Consider the following 14073-nt stretch of genomic DNA (forward strand, 5'->3'; position numbering starts at 1 on the left):
GCTGTTACCAGTATTGATGACGTTTTCCATCAGTGTCCGCGACGAAAATGACCGCGTCGGCGCCGTCCAACTCCGAAGGTTTCAGCGGCAGATGCCCTGGCAGGATCGCCTCTCCCGCGGTGACGGACAGGTCAAGTGCTGCGCGAAGTGCGGGGGTCGGAAACAGGGCACGCCGACTGGTCGCATCGGCCAACGCTCCCTGCAGAGTGCCCGGATCACTGTCGGGGTTGGCGTCGGTTGCCACGAATACGTAGCGCTCTCCGAGGACAAGTCCGACAAGTGAGCCGGCGCTCCCCCAGCTGACCACGTCGCCGTTGACGGGCATGTCGGACGGCACTCGCAGGAGATGGGCATTGTGTGCGAAGAGCAGGATCGGCCCGCGTCGCTGCTCCTGGGCGACGACGGCCAGCAGGTTCTCGGCCATCATCTCGGCACGGAGACTGAGCAGAGTGCCGATACGATCAGGAGCGGAACTCGCCATCGCGGCGTGGTAGCGCAGAAGACCTACAGCGGTGCGTGCGTGTGCGAGGGCCAGGTCGTATCCGCCCGGGTCGGCGGGCCGCAGCACAGGTGCGGCGCGCCGCAGGACGCTGGCGAGGTCGTCCGCAATGATGCGCAGGGCACGAGCCTGATCGGAGTTGCCGACGGACGCAGCCGGTTCGAACATCGCCGCCGGGTTGGTCCAGTCGGGGTCCTGCCCGAGCAGAAGGTCGATGTCGTCGAACGAGTGCGGCCGCATCGCAGCGGGCAGGAAGTCACCTGCTGCAGACAGCGCGCCACGTGGGCTCGGTGCGCCGGAGTACTCCACCGGAGCGTCGAAGCCGTAGAAGCGAACTCGGTCGGCCGGAGCGCGGCCGTGGTTGTACTCGCGTAGCCATTCGACGAGTTCGCGGTTTCCCGGTACCGCACCGAATCCGTGGCTGAAGCCTGTGGCGAGCACCTTCTCGATGTCCGCCTCTCCCCCGTTCACGTAGTCGTTCACGAGCAAAGCCGCAAAGACATCTGTTTCGAGCACGATCGACCGATATCCTCGTTCGACCAGTTGGCCGAGAAGTTCGTTGCGCAGCAACGGAAAAGCCTTGATCCCATGAGTCGGCTCGCCGAGAGCGAGCAGAGCCGGCACCTCGGTTCGCGCTGCGAGCAGTTCGTCGACCGCACGACCAAGACTTGCCGCGTCTTCGAGTTGGCGGCCGAACTCACTCAGCGCTGGGGCAGTGGACATGATCATCCCTTTCGAAGGTGGACTGCCTTCGACAGTATCGTTGAAGATTCGGTTGAAACTTTCACTGGCAATTACCTGGGGTATACCGTGAAAAGCCTCAATCGGAGGTGATCAGTGCGGCCCATAGACCTTGCCCGTGAACACGGGTTGTCCGCACAGGCGATCCGCAACTACGACGATGCCGGCATCCTCCCTCCGAGCGAGCGCAGCACTTACGGCTACCGGCGATACACCCCAGTGCACGCGCAAGCCCTGCGCACTTTCCTCGCATTGCGCGGCGGTCACGGGCACCAGCGGGCCACGGAAATCATGCGGGCGACCAACCAGGGCGACACCGAGTCCGCCTACCGCCTGATCGACAGTGCGCACGTGACGCTGCTCGCCGAGCGAAAAACTCGCACCGAGGTAGCCACAGCGCTGGGGACTCTGTCCACCATGGCACCGGCACTGGTGCACGGTCCAGCGCTGACGGTGGGTGAGCTGGCGCGCCGTCTCGGCGTTCACCCGGCGACACTGCGCACATGGGAAGAGCACGGCATCCTGCGCCCCGAGCGCGAACGAGCAACGGGTTATCGCGAATACGGTCCGGAGTGTGTGCGCGACGCCGAGATCGCACGGCAGCTGCGGCGCGGTGGCTATCGGCTGTCGCAAGTCGCTCAGTTTCTCGATTCGCTGCGCGAGGCCGGCGGAGCAGACGCATTGTCAGCGTTCCTCGAATCCTGGCAAGACCGGCTGGCCACACGCAGTCGCAACCTTCTCGCCGGCGCAGCTCAGCTCGATGCCTATCTCACGATGCTGGATCAGACCTCGCCTGGTTGCCGATCAGCAAACGGTTGAGGCGTCAGTTCACAAGCCGCGCAAGGCTCCTCACCATCTCACCGACGGTGTCGGTCGACGGCCACGGGAATTCCGGGAGATCGGCCCGCAACATCACCTGTCCGTGCAGCGAAGTCCAGATCGATACCGCATCGACAAAAGTGTCTGTGCTGGCCGACCTCCCAGCGGCGACGCACGCGTCGAGGTTGGTCACCAGCGTGTTGAAGGCGGCCAGTCCTCGCGTATCCGATTGTGGTGACTGACCTTTCGGCCTGGACCACCCGAACAAGACCCGATACCGAGCGGGCTCGGAAATGCCGAACTCGACGTATGCCGAGCACGCGGCATACAGACCCTCGACCGGGTCGGGGTGTGCGGAAACGGCGTCGGCCACGGCGAGATGCAACTGCTCCAGCGATTCGGAGACCACCGCTTCGACAATGGCATCGCGATCGGAAAAGTGTCCGTAGATAGATGGTGCGGATATCCCGACTTCGCGAGCGACCGATCGGAGCGTCACCGCCTGATCCGATCCGGTGCGGGCGATGAGCGTCGCCGCTGCGGCGACGATCTCTCCGCGGAGCCGTGCGCCGCTTCCTCTCGGATTTCGGGCGCGAGTACTCCGAGAACCACTCGTCCCAGTTTCATCGGCATCTTCGGAAACATCACTCACCCGACAAACTTTACACATGTAAGGCGAAGGGGTACGTTCTCATCACTAAACATTCGTAAGGTTACATTCGTAAGGACATGATGAATTCCCTCGAACCCACTGACCGGCGACGATGGGCAGCACTGGGCGCCCTCTGCACATCCCTCGTCGTAGTCACGATCGACAACACCATCCTCAACACCGCTATCCCGACCCTTGCCCGCGAACTGCGGGCGACCACCGTCGACCTGCAATGGATCACCAACGCATACACATTGGCGTTCGCCGCCTTGCTCATCACGGCAGGTGGACTCGGCGCGAGATTCGGTCACCGTCGGATACTTCTGACCGGCCTCACCTTGTTCGCTCTCGGGTCAGCCTTCGCTGCCCTCTCTCACACGTCGTTGCAGCTGATCGGCTGGAGAACAGTGATGGGGGCAGCCGCCGCACTGGTCATGCCGGCGACGCTGTCACTTGTCGTCTCGATGTTCGCCCCGCACGAGAGAGGCCGGGCGATAGGAATCTGGTCTGCAACCGCCGGACTGGGAATCGCGATCGGCCCCGTAGCCGGTGGCGTACTACTCGAACATTTCAGTTGGGGAAGCGTCTTCTGGATAAACGTCCCACTGGTCGCCGGTGTGATCGCCGCGACGGTTTCTCTTGTGCCCCCGGCAAGAGGAATCACGAAGGGTTCGTTCGACATCCCCGGGCTCCTGTTATCCGCCGGCGGACTGGCTTTGATCGTGGATGCCCTCACCCAGGCAAGCCTTCGCGGATGGTCGTCGCCCGTCACGGTGCTGGAGATCGTCAGCGCAACAGCACTTCTCGCCGGATTCGTCTGGTGGGAGCTGCGGGCCTCGGCGCCGATGACCGACGTGCGCATATTCACCAGTCGAGTGTTCAGCACCTCCAATGCCATCTTGGCCGTAACATTCTTCGCCCTTTTCGGAGTTCTCTTCACGTACACGCAATACCTCCAATTAGTTCGTGGTTACGGTCCATTGGTCGCCGGCGTCGGTGCAGTTCCGTTTGCGATAGTGATGGCGACTGTCGCCTCCAGCAGCGATCGTATGGTCGGCCGATTCGGCGTGCGCAGTTCGATCGCGACCGGTCTCGCAGTCATGTCCGCGGGACTGTTGGTCCTGTCGATCGCAGCAGATAGGTACGCACCGTTCGGAATCCTGGCTGCGATCATGGCACTGGTCGGCGCGGGGATGGGGTTGGTCATGGCTCCGGCCACAACCACGTCGATGTCTTCGGTTGCGCCCCAGCAGGCTTCGATGGCCAGTTCGATCAACAGCGTCGTGCGAGAGTTGGGTGGAGTTCTGGGCGTCGCCGTCATCGGGACGGTCGTAGCCACCGTTTTCCGGTCCCGCTTCGAACCCGGAGTCGGCACTTCCACAGCCGATCCGGCGCAGATCCATGCCGGCGCTCCCCCCGCGAGTGCCTTGACCGACGCAGCGAACCAGGCTTACACCTCGGCGATGAGTACCGGAATCCAAATCTGTGCCGCAGTCGCGTTCGTCGGTGCGTTGGCCGTCATTGCACTGTTTCCCGCACCACGTCGCCCGGTTTCTTGTCCTCCCGCAGACCTCGCCAACTCGGATGACGCAGACGCTCGGTCTTCGTCCAATCCATGAACCGCACCTCACCGACGAGTTCCGGCCTCACCCACACCGCACCCTTGCGGTCATCTGCTGGAAGTTCCTCCCCGAACGGACTTTCCTTCTGACGCAGCGGTTCCAGTGTCGCAAGTAAAGACTCCAAGTCGCGATCACTGAAGCCGGTACCGACGCGCCCAACGTAGGTCAATCCATCCTCACCCGGAATTCCCATGAGCAGCGCCCCGATCCCCTGTGCTCGATTGCCCTGCCCGGTGCGCCACCCTCCGATCACCACCTCTTGAGTGCGCCAGTTCTTCACCTTGATCCAACTCGACCCACGCCGCCCCGGAAGGTAGACCGATGCACGACGTTTGGCGACAATCCCTTCCCATCCGGCATCGGTACTCACCTCCAACGCGTTCTCCGCCGTGCCCTCGATCTGTGGAGGTACCTCGAGCTCACCGACCTTGCCCGCCAACGCATTCAACACGGTGCGCCGGTCCGAGTAGGATTTCCGCAGCAAAGACACTCCGTCGAGGTACAGAAGATCGAAGGCCAGGAACACCGGCTCCCCACCTCGCTGGAGAAGACCGAAATCGGTGACCCCCGCGTCGTTGTACGCCACCACTTCACCGTCGAGAACCACGTCATGACCGTCCAGCACCTCGGCCAACCCGGCAAGGGAGGGATAGTCCCCGGTCTTGTCGTTACCCGCGCGACTGCGAAGTGACATTGTGCCCGAATGATATTCGAGAATCACTCGGATCCCGTCCCACTTTCCTTCGAAAGCCCACTCCTGCGAGTCGAGACCTTCGAGCGTTCCAGCGGTGGCAAGCATCGGCTCGAGATTCTTGGGAAACTCCGTTCCGAAACTCGCGTTCTGATCCTTCATCAGATGCATCAACCACTGGTCACCCTTCGTCCGGATCAGCGCGAAGCGTCCCTGCACCCGTTTCCCACTGAGGCGCACGATCACCTCGTCTTCACGCCACTTCTCGGTCTCGTACGTCCCGGAATCCCAGATCGTCATCGAACCGCCGCCGTACTCCCCCTTCGGGATCGTGCCCGAGAACGTGGCGTACTCGAGCGGGTGATCCTCGGTGTGCACGGCCAACCGATTCTCTCCGGCACTGGTCGGCACGCCCTTCGGAACAGCCCAGGACACGAGCACACCATCCCGCTCCAGGCGAACGTCGTAATGCAATCGTCTGGCGTGATGTTCCTGAATCACAAAGGTATTGCCCGCTGTCTCCTTGGTCACCGCAGCAGGGATCGGCTCCGGCGTCCGGTCGGCCGACCGCTTGTTGCGATAGTGCGTCAACGTGTCGGCTACAGCCGCCGAGACCGGCGGATCCAGATCGCCCAGCAGATCACCATCGGATTCGACGCGCTCCAGAACCTCGTCGAACAACAGATGTCGTAGTTTCGGATCGTCGAGTTCGTCCCAACTGCGCGGCGCGGCAACATAGGGTTGATCGCGACCGCGCATCGAGTACGGCGCAATGGTTGTCTTGGCTGCGTTGTTCTGACTCCAGTCCACGAAAATCTTGCCTGCCCGCACATTTCGAGCCATCGTCGCGGTGACGAGATCCGGGTGAAGCTTCTCGAGTCCGGTGGCGATCTGCTTGGCGACAGTCGACGCACCGCTGCCGTCCAAGGCTCGATCCAGTGGAACGTAGAGGTGAATTCCCTTGCTACCACTGGTTACCGGATAGGCAGTCCACCCCAGAGTTGCGACCAGATCTCGAATCGACCTCGCCACCTCGGCGCACTCGGTCAATCCGACGCCTTCGCCCGGGTCGAGATCGAATACCAGTCGTGTCGCCGGACCACGCTCGGAACCGTCGAATCGCCATTGGGGAACGTGCAATTCGAGTGCGGCCTGCTGCCCCAGCCACGCCAGGGATGCAACGGAATCGAAGACCGGGTAAGTGACGACACGATCAGAATGTTGCAGCGACGCACGCGTGAGCCACTGCGGGGCAGACGACGCAAGGTTCTTCTCGAAGAAGGACTGACCGTCCACGCCATTGGGCCAACGCTTACGAGTGCCCGGTCTACCGACGACATGCGGAAGCATGACTGCGGCGATACGGGTGTAGTAGTCGATGACTTCGGCCTTCGTGGTGCCGCTCTCGGGGTAGAGGATCTTGCCCAGATTGGTCACGGACACCGTTGTGCCGTCGAGCGTGATCTGACCCCGATCCGTCGTTGCCATTTCCTCATTGTGCTGGATAGTGCTGCATCTGGCAGTAGAAATCTGGTGGATCGGAAACCTGCCGCTGCGCCAGGCCACGGGCAAGACTGGATTCTCGATGGGAGAGGAGACCACGATGACAGTTCGCAGTTCCGTGGAGCCGTTGGTCGACAACAACTGGCGGATGTTCGCCACCTGTAAGACGGTGGACCCCGCCGTGTTCTATTCGCCGGGTGAAGAACGCGGACGCAATCGGGCTGCACGGGAAAATTCCGCGAAGCAGGTGTGCTTCCGCTGCCCGGTCATTCGGGACTGCCTGACCTTTGCACTCGACACCGCTGAACCACACGGAGTATGGGGTGGGACGACACCGTCGGAGCGCCTTGCACTACGACGCTCAGCTGCGTGAACTCCGCTCACACGAGACCCCCGTCACGTTCGTACCGGACAAACAGGCAAGATGGCCTTGTGCCTATGACACGACGCGCTGTTGCCGTGACCGCGATCTTCGCTTCCTCGATCTTGTTGGGCTCGTGTTCGTCGCAGCCGGAGGCACCTGCGGCAGCGGACACCACGACCACGGTTCCCGAGGCATTCACCAAACTGCCCTCGACCACCGCCGTGGACAAGTGCGGACCACAGAGCGGGACCACCCTCGAAGACGGTGTCTTGACCATCGCCACCGATTCGCCGGCGTACGCGCCGTGGTTCGTCGACAACACTCCGTCCAACGGCAAGGGCTTCGAGGGGGCGGTGGCCCGGGCCGTCGTCGGCAAACTCGGGTACAACGCCGATCAGGTTCGCTTCACCACGGCCGCCTTCAACGACGCACTGAAACCAGGCCCCAAGGATTTCGACTTCGACGTCAATCAGTTCACGGTTTCCGGGGATCGCCGCGAGAACGTCGACTTCAGCTCGCCGTATTACGCAGTGGCGCAGTCGGTGATCGCCTCGCGCGGGAGCAAAGCCGCTGAGGCAAAGAATCTTGCGGATCTTGCCGGCTACCGACTGGGCGCTCAGACCGGTTCCACCAGCCTCGCGGCGATCACGGACACGATTGTTCCGACCACTGCGCCACGCGAGTTCGCGACCACGGACGATGCGAAAGCTGCGCTGGCCGCAGGCGAGATCGACGCACTGGTCGTCGACATCCCGACCGGATTTCACATCACCGAGAACGAACTGCCCGGGTCGGTCATCGTGGGTCAGTTTCCGCGGCCCAACGCGGTCACCGAATTCTTCGGGTTCGTGCTCGAGAAGAACAGTCCTCTGACGGCGTGCGTCTCTGCCGCCGTGGATGCGCTCTACGCCGACGGCACCCTCGAGAGACTCGCAACCGAATGGATCACGGACAGCGCCGACGCGCCAGTCCTCGAGTAGTTCAGCCGGCGCGCCCACTGATCGCGCCGACGAAGACCTTCGGGATGTCTGCCGGTGTCGGAGCGAAGTGGCTGTTGCCGCCGGTGAGAGCCGAAATCTGCTCGAGCACATCGGTATCGGCGTCATCGGTGACACCGATGGTGATGATCGGTACCGGCCGCGTCGGGTCCTGCTCGCGAGTCAGGGTGTCGAGAAGTTCCTGCAGCGAGATACTCGACGGATCATCGTTCGCACCGTCGGTCAGTAGAATCACCGAATTGATCGAGGCCGGATCGTAGGTCTGTTGCATGGACCGATACGCGGCGAGAACGCTGTCGTACAAACCTGTTCCGCCGCCGACGATCGAAGAGAGGCTGTCGATCCGAGACAGCAGTTTGCTCCGATGATCCGTGTCGCCTTCAGTTGCATCCATACGGGCGACAGGTTCGAGTTCGCGGTAGTCCGTGCCCTCGCCGAGGTCTACGGAGAATGCCCAGAGACCCAATTGTGCGTTGGCGGGAAACATTCGGATCGCAATGTCACCGGCCTGTGCAGTCGCGGCCATTCGAGTGACCCCGTCCTGCATGTAGTCCATGGACCCCGAGACGTCGACAACTGCCAGTGCACGGGAAGGCCTGGACAGAATCTCGTACCGCGCAAGCGCTTTGGCGACCACAGTCGGATCGGACGGCACCAGCGAGCCAACTTTTCCCACTCCACCGGCGACCGGCGGGGCCTGATCCGCGCCGCGGAACCCGAGGCCGGCAAGTACGGAGCGCCCGGTGTCCGATGTCAGCGCTGCCGCCAGCAGTTTGCCGGCGTCGACCGCCGCCGACGAGTCTGCACCCACACTTGCCATCGGGTAGTCCATGAAGACCGAACCGGACGACGGTACCGACGCGGTGAGTCGACTGTCCGCATGTGCGGCGAGATAAGCCTCGAAGGTCTGCTCGGTCGTCACCGCGGTCCCGCCGTCCGCGTCCACGGTTTGGATGCGTCCGGTCGAACCGGTTTCCTTCAGATTTCCGTACTGCGCTTGCGCCACCGGGACCAGGGCTGCCGAAATGGACGTGAGGTCCCCGCCCCGCGACTGGGCCTCGGCAAAGGCTGCCACGATCGGTGCGCTGGAGACGGCACTGGTGAGGGGATCGCCGATGTGCAGTGCTGGAGCGCCGAGGACATCCGTCCAAGCGGCGGGTGCCTCGCTACCCGGCGCCGAGACAGTGACAACAGGGGTGGACGCGACCGAGTTGCTGATCCGGCGAATCTCCTGCCCGCTAGCCGAAACCTTGTCCAACCATTCGCTCGAATCAGGGATCCACAGTGCGGGCGCCGAACCGTCGGCGATCGCCGCGACGGTGAGCACGGGATCTTGCGGCGTCACGCTGAGCGAGCTGCACCCGAGTTCCGTAGCGGGGATGGCAGCGGCGACAGCTTCGAGTCCCGAGGCGATCGACGGATCGGCCGCCACGGTCACGGTCTCCGGGTTCTCACAGCTGGTTGCCGTCGCCGCTGTGACAGCACTCGCACCGAGTTCTCCCTTGTCGCTGACGCTTTTGAACGTCACGGCGAATGCCGCGGTGCCACCGACTGCGACTACTGCCAAGAGTCCGATCAGAACCTGCACGGATCGAGGCATGGACGCAGGTGGTGCGCCGTACCCATGACGAGACGACATTGATCGAATCCTTTCCGGCGGGACCCGCATCAATAACCAACCGATGCCCGGTTTATCCCGCCGAAAAGAATCCTAACTCATGTTAGCGGTGAAGTAGCTCGATGTGGAAATCTCCACAACTTAGGTGTAGATCTGGACAAACTGGGCCAGCGACTTCTCCACATCGCCTTTGAGCGCCCGCGCCACACTCGAACCGATCGGGCCGAACAACGGCGCGCCGCCCAACTCGACTGTCAGCGCGAGTTCCGACCCGTCGCCCTTTGCCTTGACGTCGAGTTCGAGACCGAGCTTGACCCCGCCCTTGCCGTCTCCCTTGAGCGAGATCGCCTTCGGAACGTCGTACTTCTTGATGGTCCACCGAACGCGGTTGCGCAGGCCCTTCACAGTCACGACCGAGCTGATCTCGGTGCCGACACCCAGTTGTTCGGGAAGTTCACTGCGCCATCCGTCGTGAACCACGAGCCAGTTTTCGTATCCGCTGAGATCGGACGCCTTGTCCCACACTTCCTGAGGAGGACGCGGAACGTCGATTTTCACTGTGAGCTTTGCCATGGCAGAACAATAAGCCCCGTGCGCCTTTTCCGTAACCAGAGGTACCAGAAAGACGCACGGGGCTTTGCCCCTCTTAGTGGCTGACTGCCTTTTCGACGCCGACGCCGGTGAGGGAGCGAACTTCCATCTCCGACTGCTTTGCCGGATCTTCGATCTTGTTACGTCCGATGTACGTACCGACGATGCCGAGGACGAATGCCAGCGGAATCGAGACGATGCCGGGGTTCGAGAGCGGGAACCAGGCGAAGTCGGAGTTCGGGAACATCGACGACGGCTTACCCGACACCGCCGGGGAGAACACGATCAGCGTCAAGCAGCTGATCAAACCGCCGTAGATGCTGAAGAGCGCACCGGTGGTGTTGAACTTCTTCCAGAACAACGAGTAGAGCAGGGTGGGCAGGTTCGCCGAGGCCGCCACTGCGAAGGCGAGAGCCACCAGGAAGGCGATGTTCTGCCCCATCGCCATGATGCCGAGAACGATGGAGACGAGTCCGATGACCACGACGGTGATTCGAGAAACTCGAACCTGCTGCTCCTCGGTTGCGTTGCCGCGCTTGATGACACTGGCGTAGATGTCGTGAGCGAACGACGCCGAAGCAGTGATCGCGAGACCGGCAACGACGGCGAGGATGGTCGCGAACGCCACCGCGGAGATGATGCCGAGGAAGATGGTGCCACCGAGCTCGAAGGCGAGTAGCGGAGCGGCCGCGTTCTCCTTACCAGGCGCTGCCAAGATCTTGTCCGGTCCGACCATGCTGGCCGCGCCGTAGCCGAGAACCAGTGTGAACAGGTAGAAGGCACCGATGAGCGCGATCGCCCAGGTCACCGAGCGGCGAGCTTCCTTGGCAGTGGGCACCGTGTAGAAGCGCATCAGCACGTGCGGCAGGCCCGCGGTGCCGAGCACCAAAGCGATTCCGAGAGAGATGAAGTCGAGCTTCGTCATTCCGGAAAGACCGTACTTGGCACCGGGCCCGAGGATGTCGCGTCCCTGCACACCCTTGGTGGTGGAACTGTTGACCATGTCCTGCGCATTGGCGAGCAACTGAGAGAAGTTGCCGCGCACTGCCCACAGAACGAGTACGAACATGATTCCGGCTCCGGCAACCAGCAGAACTGCCTTGACCATCTGTACGTAGGTGGTGCCCTTCATGCCGCCGACCAAGACGTACACGATCATCAGCACACCCACGATCGCGACGACGATCGACTGTCCCACCTTGCCGTCGATGTTGAGCAGCAGCGCGACAAGTCCACCGGCGCCGGCCATCTGGGCAAGAAGATAGAAGAGGGAAACGGCCAGAGTGGACAGGGCTGCCGCCATGCGCACCGGACGCTGCTTGAGTCGGAAGCTCAGCACGTCGGCCATCGTGAATCTGCCCGTGTTCCTGAGCAATTCGGCGACCAGGAGCAGTGCAACCAACCAGGCGACAAGGAAGCCGATGGAGTACAGGAAGCCGTCGTAGCCGTACACGGCGATCGCACCTGCGATACCGAGGAACGATGCCGCCGAGAGGTAGTCACCGGCGATGGCGAACCCGTTCTGCGGGCCGGTGAACTGCCCACCACCGGTGTAGAAGTCGGACGCCTTCTTGGTGGTCCGGCTGGCGCGGATCACCAGCGTCATGGTCACGACGACGAAAGCGAGGAAGATCGCGATGTTGAAGGCTGGGTTTCCTACGTCCGTTCCGGACGCGGCGAGTGTGGTGATCACTATGCGGGACCTTCCAGTTCTTCACGGATGGCGGCGGAGCGGGGATCGAGCTCACGACCGGCGAACTTCACGTACCACGCGGTGATGGCGAAGGTCGTGACGAATTGCCCGAGGCCGAGGATGATGCCGAGATTGATGTTGCCGAGGATCTTGGTGGCCATGAAGTCGTGGGCATAGGTAGCCAGGACGACGTACACCGCATACCAGAGCAGGAAGAATGCAGTGATGGGGAAAACGAACTTGCGCAGACGCGTTCGGAGTTCCTGGAATTCGGGACTCGCTTGCATGTCTATGAATGCCTGGGCATCCGGGGTGCGTCGCTCTTGCGGCGACCCCTCACTGATTTCTGCTGTGGACACTGCCGGCTCCTCGCCTCGCGTGTGAAGTGAACTACGCACAGACGTTAGTGAGATCGGAGTCACATGAAGACGCTGTGGCGCCAGTCACACGGTGAGCAGTCGCGCGCTGCGCCGAACGGTCAGGCAGGCGCGACCAACGGCAGAGGGTTCGGGCGGTGAAAGTCAGGGTTGGCGGAGATCGTCTTCGCGATCGGAGCCCATTCCGAGACGTTCCGGGGCGTGCATCCGCGTGAAGATTCGCGCAATATCTGCCGGTATCTGCTTCGACGACACCTTGCTCACGACGATCATCGTGAGGAACGCCAGCGGCACGCTCACCGCGGCCGGGAACGCGAAAATGGCTGCCGGCCAGCCACCGAGGACGTCCTCCGACAAACCACCCAGGACGGCGACAGTAGCGGCAGTGCCCGCAACACATCCACCGACAACCATCCCCGCCCCCGCGCCGACGGCAGTCAGACCGCGCCACCAGATACCCAATACGAGCAGTGGGCAGAGCGTCGACGCGGCGACTGCGAACACCAAACCGACGGTTCTCGAGAGGTCGACCGACACCACCGCCAGCGACAGCACGAGAGGAACGACCCCGGCCAGTAGCGCTGCAATACGGAAGTCTCGAACTCGACCACGGAGAACATCGGTACTGACGACGCCGGCGATGCTGACGAGCAATCCGGACGACGTCGACAGGAAAGCGGCGATGGCACCGGACGCCACGAGGGCTGCCAGCAGTTGTCCGCCCCACCCCGAGAACACCGAGCCCGGCAACAGCAGCACCGCCGCGTCAGAGGTGCCGGTGATCAGAAGTTGCGGGACGTACAGGCGAGCGAAGACGCCGAGGAGTGTCGGAAACAGGTAGAACACGCTGACCAGACCGACAACGGCGAGCGACGTCAGACGGGCTGCCCGGCCGTCGGGGTTGGTGTAGAACCGGACGAGAACATGAGGAAGGCCGAGCGTTCCGAGGAAGGTCGCGAGCATCAGCGAGTACACCTGGTACATCGGGTGCGGCCCACCGAAACCCCAACCCGGGGTGATCCAGTCAGAGTTCTGCGCGGGCGCTCCGGCGACGACGGGGACAGCGGCTCCCGCGTCGAGGACCATGGACATGCCTTCACCGAGAGTGTGCTCCCCCGGCCCCAGGGTCATCGTGCCTTCGACCGCTCGCCCGTCGACTGTGCCGCCGCTGACCGTCACCGGCTCGGACACCTGGACGACGACGTCGGTGGTGATGTCGACGGTCGTCGCAGTGGTGACCGTCGGCGGCATCGACGCGCCGACGTCGTGGTGATCGCCGAAGAAGTAGAAGGTCAGTGCCACAGCGGGAATCGCGACGGCAGTCAGTTTCAGCCAGTACTGGAAGGCCTGAACGAAGGTGATCGAGCGCATCCCGCCGCCGACGACGTTGGCGATGACGATGACCCCGACCGCTACGCCGCCGATCCAACTGGGAACCCCGAGCAAGATATTGAGCGTCAGTCCCGCGCCTTGGAACTGTGGAATCAAATACAGGATGCACACCATCGCGACCACGAGCATCGCGAGCTTGCGCAATCGCGGTGAGCCGAGACGGAACTCGGCGAAATCGGGGACGGTATACGCACCGGAACGCCGAAGCGGCGCTGCGACGAACAGCAGCAGGGCGAGGTATCCGGCGGTGAAGCCGATGGGATACCAGAGTGCGTCGGCGCCGTACTTGGCGACCAGCCCCGCAACACCGAGAAACGAAGCAGCAGAGAGGTACTCGCCGGAGATGGCCGTCGCATTCCACCGCGCACTGACGGTTCTGGACGCGACGAGAAAGTCCGAGGTGGTACGAGCGAGCCGAACGCCGTAGATTCCGATAGCCACCGTCGCGACAGCTGCTGCCACGATGCCGAGCACCGTCAACACCGGGATAGGTTGTCCTCCCACAGTGCCGCG

Annotated in this window: 12 protein-coding genes; 4 read left to right on the forward strand and 8 right to left on the reverse strand. The window is 62.7% G+C overall.

All coding sequences use genetic code 11. The annotated features are described in order from the left end of the window. Positions 1 to 4 precede the first annotated feature (4 nt). A complete protein-coding gene (locus EHW12_RS22415) occupies positions 5 to 1228 on the reverse strand; it encodes an erythromycin esterase family protein (protein WP_007727728.1) in 1224 nt (407 codons plus the stop codon). A 108-nt stretch (positions 1229 to 1336) separates the two neighbouring features. On the opposite strand from EHW12_RS22415, the gene EHW12_RS22420 reads away from it, so the two are divergent. Then, on the forward strand, positions 1337 to 2059 hold the full coding sequence (locus EHW12_RS22420) for a TioE family transcriptional regulator (protein WP_007727731.1): 723 nt from the start codon (positions 1337 to 1339) through the stop codon (positions 2057 to 2059). Positions 2060 to 2063: 4 nt separating this feature from the next. Here EHW12_RS22420 and EHW12_RS22425 read toward each other — a convergent pair whose 3' ends face one another. Further along, on the reverse strand, positions 2064 to 2711 hold the full coding sequence (locus EHW12_RS22425; protein ID WP_125051780.1) for a TetR/AcrR family transcriptional regulator: 648 nt from the start codon (positions 2709 to 2711) through the stop codon (positions 2064 to 2066). A 77-nt stretch (positions 2712 to 2788) separates the two neighbouring features. Here EHW12_RS22425 and EHW12_RS22430 point away from each other — a divergent pair, with 77 nt between their 5' ends. Next, the gene (locus EHW12_RS22430; protein WP_039972841.1) at positions 2789 to 4330 is read left to right on the forward strand and encodes an MFS transporter; all 1542 of its coding nucleotides are present in this window, start codon (positions 2789 to 2791) and stop codon (positions 4328 to 4330) included. On the opposite strand, the gene EHW12_RS22435 is transcribed toward EHW12_RS22430, so the two are convergent. Then, entirely contained in the window at positions 4230 to 6512 is a 2283-nt protein-coding gene (locus tag EHW12_RS22435) for an ATP-dependent DNA ligase (protein ID WP_003940540.1), read from the reverse strand. The genes EHW12_RS22430 and EHW12_RS22435 overlap by 101 nt on opposite strands. A gap of 115 nt (positions 6513 to 6627) precedes the next feature. Here EHW12_RS22435 and EHW12_RS22440 point away from each other — a divergent pair, with 115 nt between their 5' ends. Both EHW12_RS22440 and EHW12_RS22445 read left to right on the forward strand, forming a co-directional pair. Continuing rightward, complete coding sequence (locus tag EHW12_RS22440; RefSeq protein WP_037128762.1) at positions 6628 to 6900, forward strand: WhiB family transcriptional regulator; 273 nt, start codon at positions 6628 to 6630, stop codon at positions 6898 to 6900. A gap of 65 nt (positions 6901 to 6965) precedes the next feature. Continuing rightward, complete coding sequence (locus EHW12_RS22445) at positions 6966 to 7871, forward strand: transporter substrate-binding domain-containing protein (protein ID WP_003940429.1); 906 nt, start codon at positions 6966 to 6968, stop codon at positions 7869 to 7871. Between the two features lies 1 nt (position 7872). On the opposite strand, the gene EHW12_RS22450 is transcribed toward EHW12_RS22445, so the two are convergent. From EHW12_RS22450 to EHW12_RS22470, 5 genes are all read right to left on the reverse strand, one after another. Next, positions 7873 to 9528 carry a substrate-binding domain-containing protein gene (locus EHW12_RS22450; RefSeq protein ID WP_099698286.1) on the reverse strand — a complete coding sequence of 552 codons (1656 nt, stop codon included), beginning with the start codon at positions 9526 to 9528 and terminating at the stop codon, positions 7873 to 7875. A gap of 120 nt (positions 9529 to 9648) precedes the next feature. After that, positions 9649 to 10080, reverse strand: a complete 432-nt coding sequence (locus tag EHW12_RS22455; protein WP_125051782.1) for an SRPBCC family protein — start codon at positions 10078 to 10080, stop codon at positions 9649 to 9651. A gap of 73 nt (positions 10081 to 10153) precedes the next feature. After that, positions 10154 to 11791: a cation acetate symporter gene (locus EHW12_RS22460; protein WP_125051784.1), complete on the reverse strand. Its 1638-nt coding sequence runs from the start codon at positions 11789 to 11791 to the stop codon at positions 10154 to 10156. After that, the gene (locus EHW12_RS22465) at positions 11791 to 12150 is read right to left on the reverse strand and encodes a DUF485 domain-containing protein (RefSeq protein ID WP_125051786.1); all 360 of its coding nucleotides are present in this window, start codon (positions 12148 to 12150) and stop codon (positions 11791 to 11793) included. Before EHW12_RS22465 ends, EHW12_RS22460 begins: the two co-directional genes overlap by 1 nt. A gap of 162 nt (positions 12151 to 12312) precedes the next feature. Continuing rightward, positions 12313 to 14064, reverse strand: a complete 1752-nt coding sequence (locus tag EHW12_RS22470) for a cation acetate symporter (RefSeq protein ID WP_030534942.1) — start codon at positions 14062 to 14064, stop codon at positions 12313 to 12315. Positions 14065 to 14073: the final 9 nt, after the last annotated feature.

Origin of the sequence: Rhodococcus sp. NJ-530, assembly GCF_003860625.1 — a bacterium.
In the GTDB taxonomy this organism is placed as follows: domain Bacteria; phylum Actinomycetota; class Actinomycetes; order Mycobacteriales; family Mycobacteriaceae; genus Rhodococcus_F; species Rhodococcus_F qingshengii.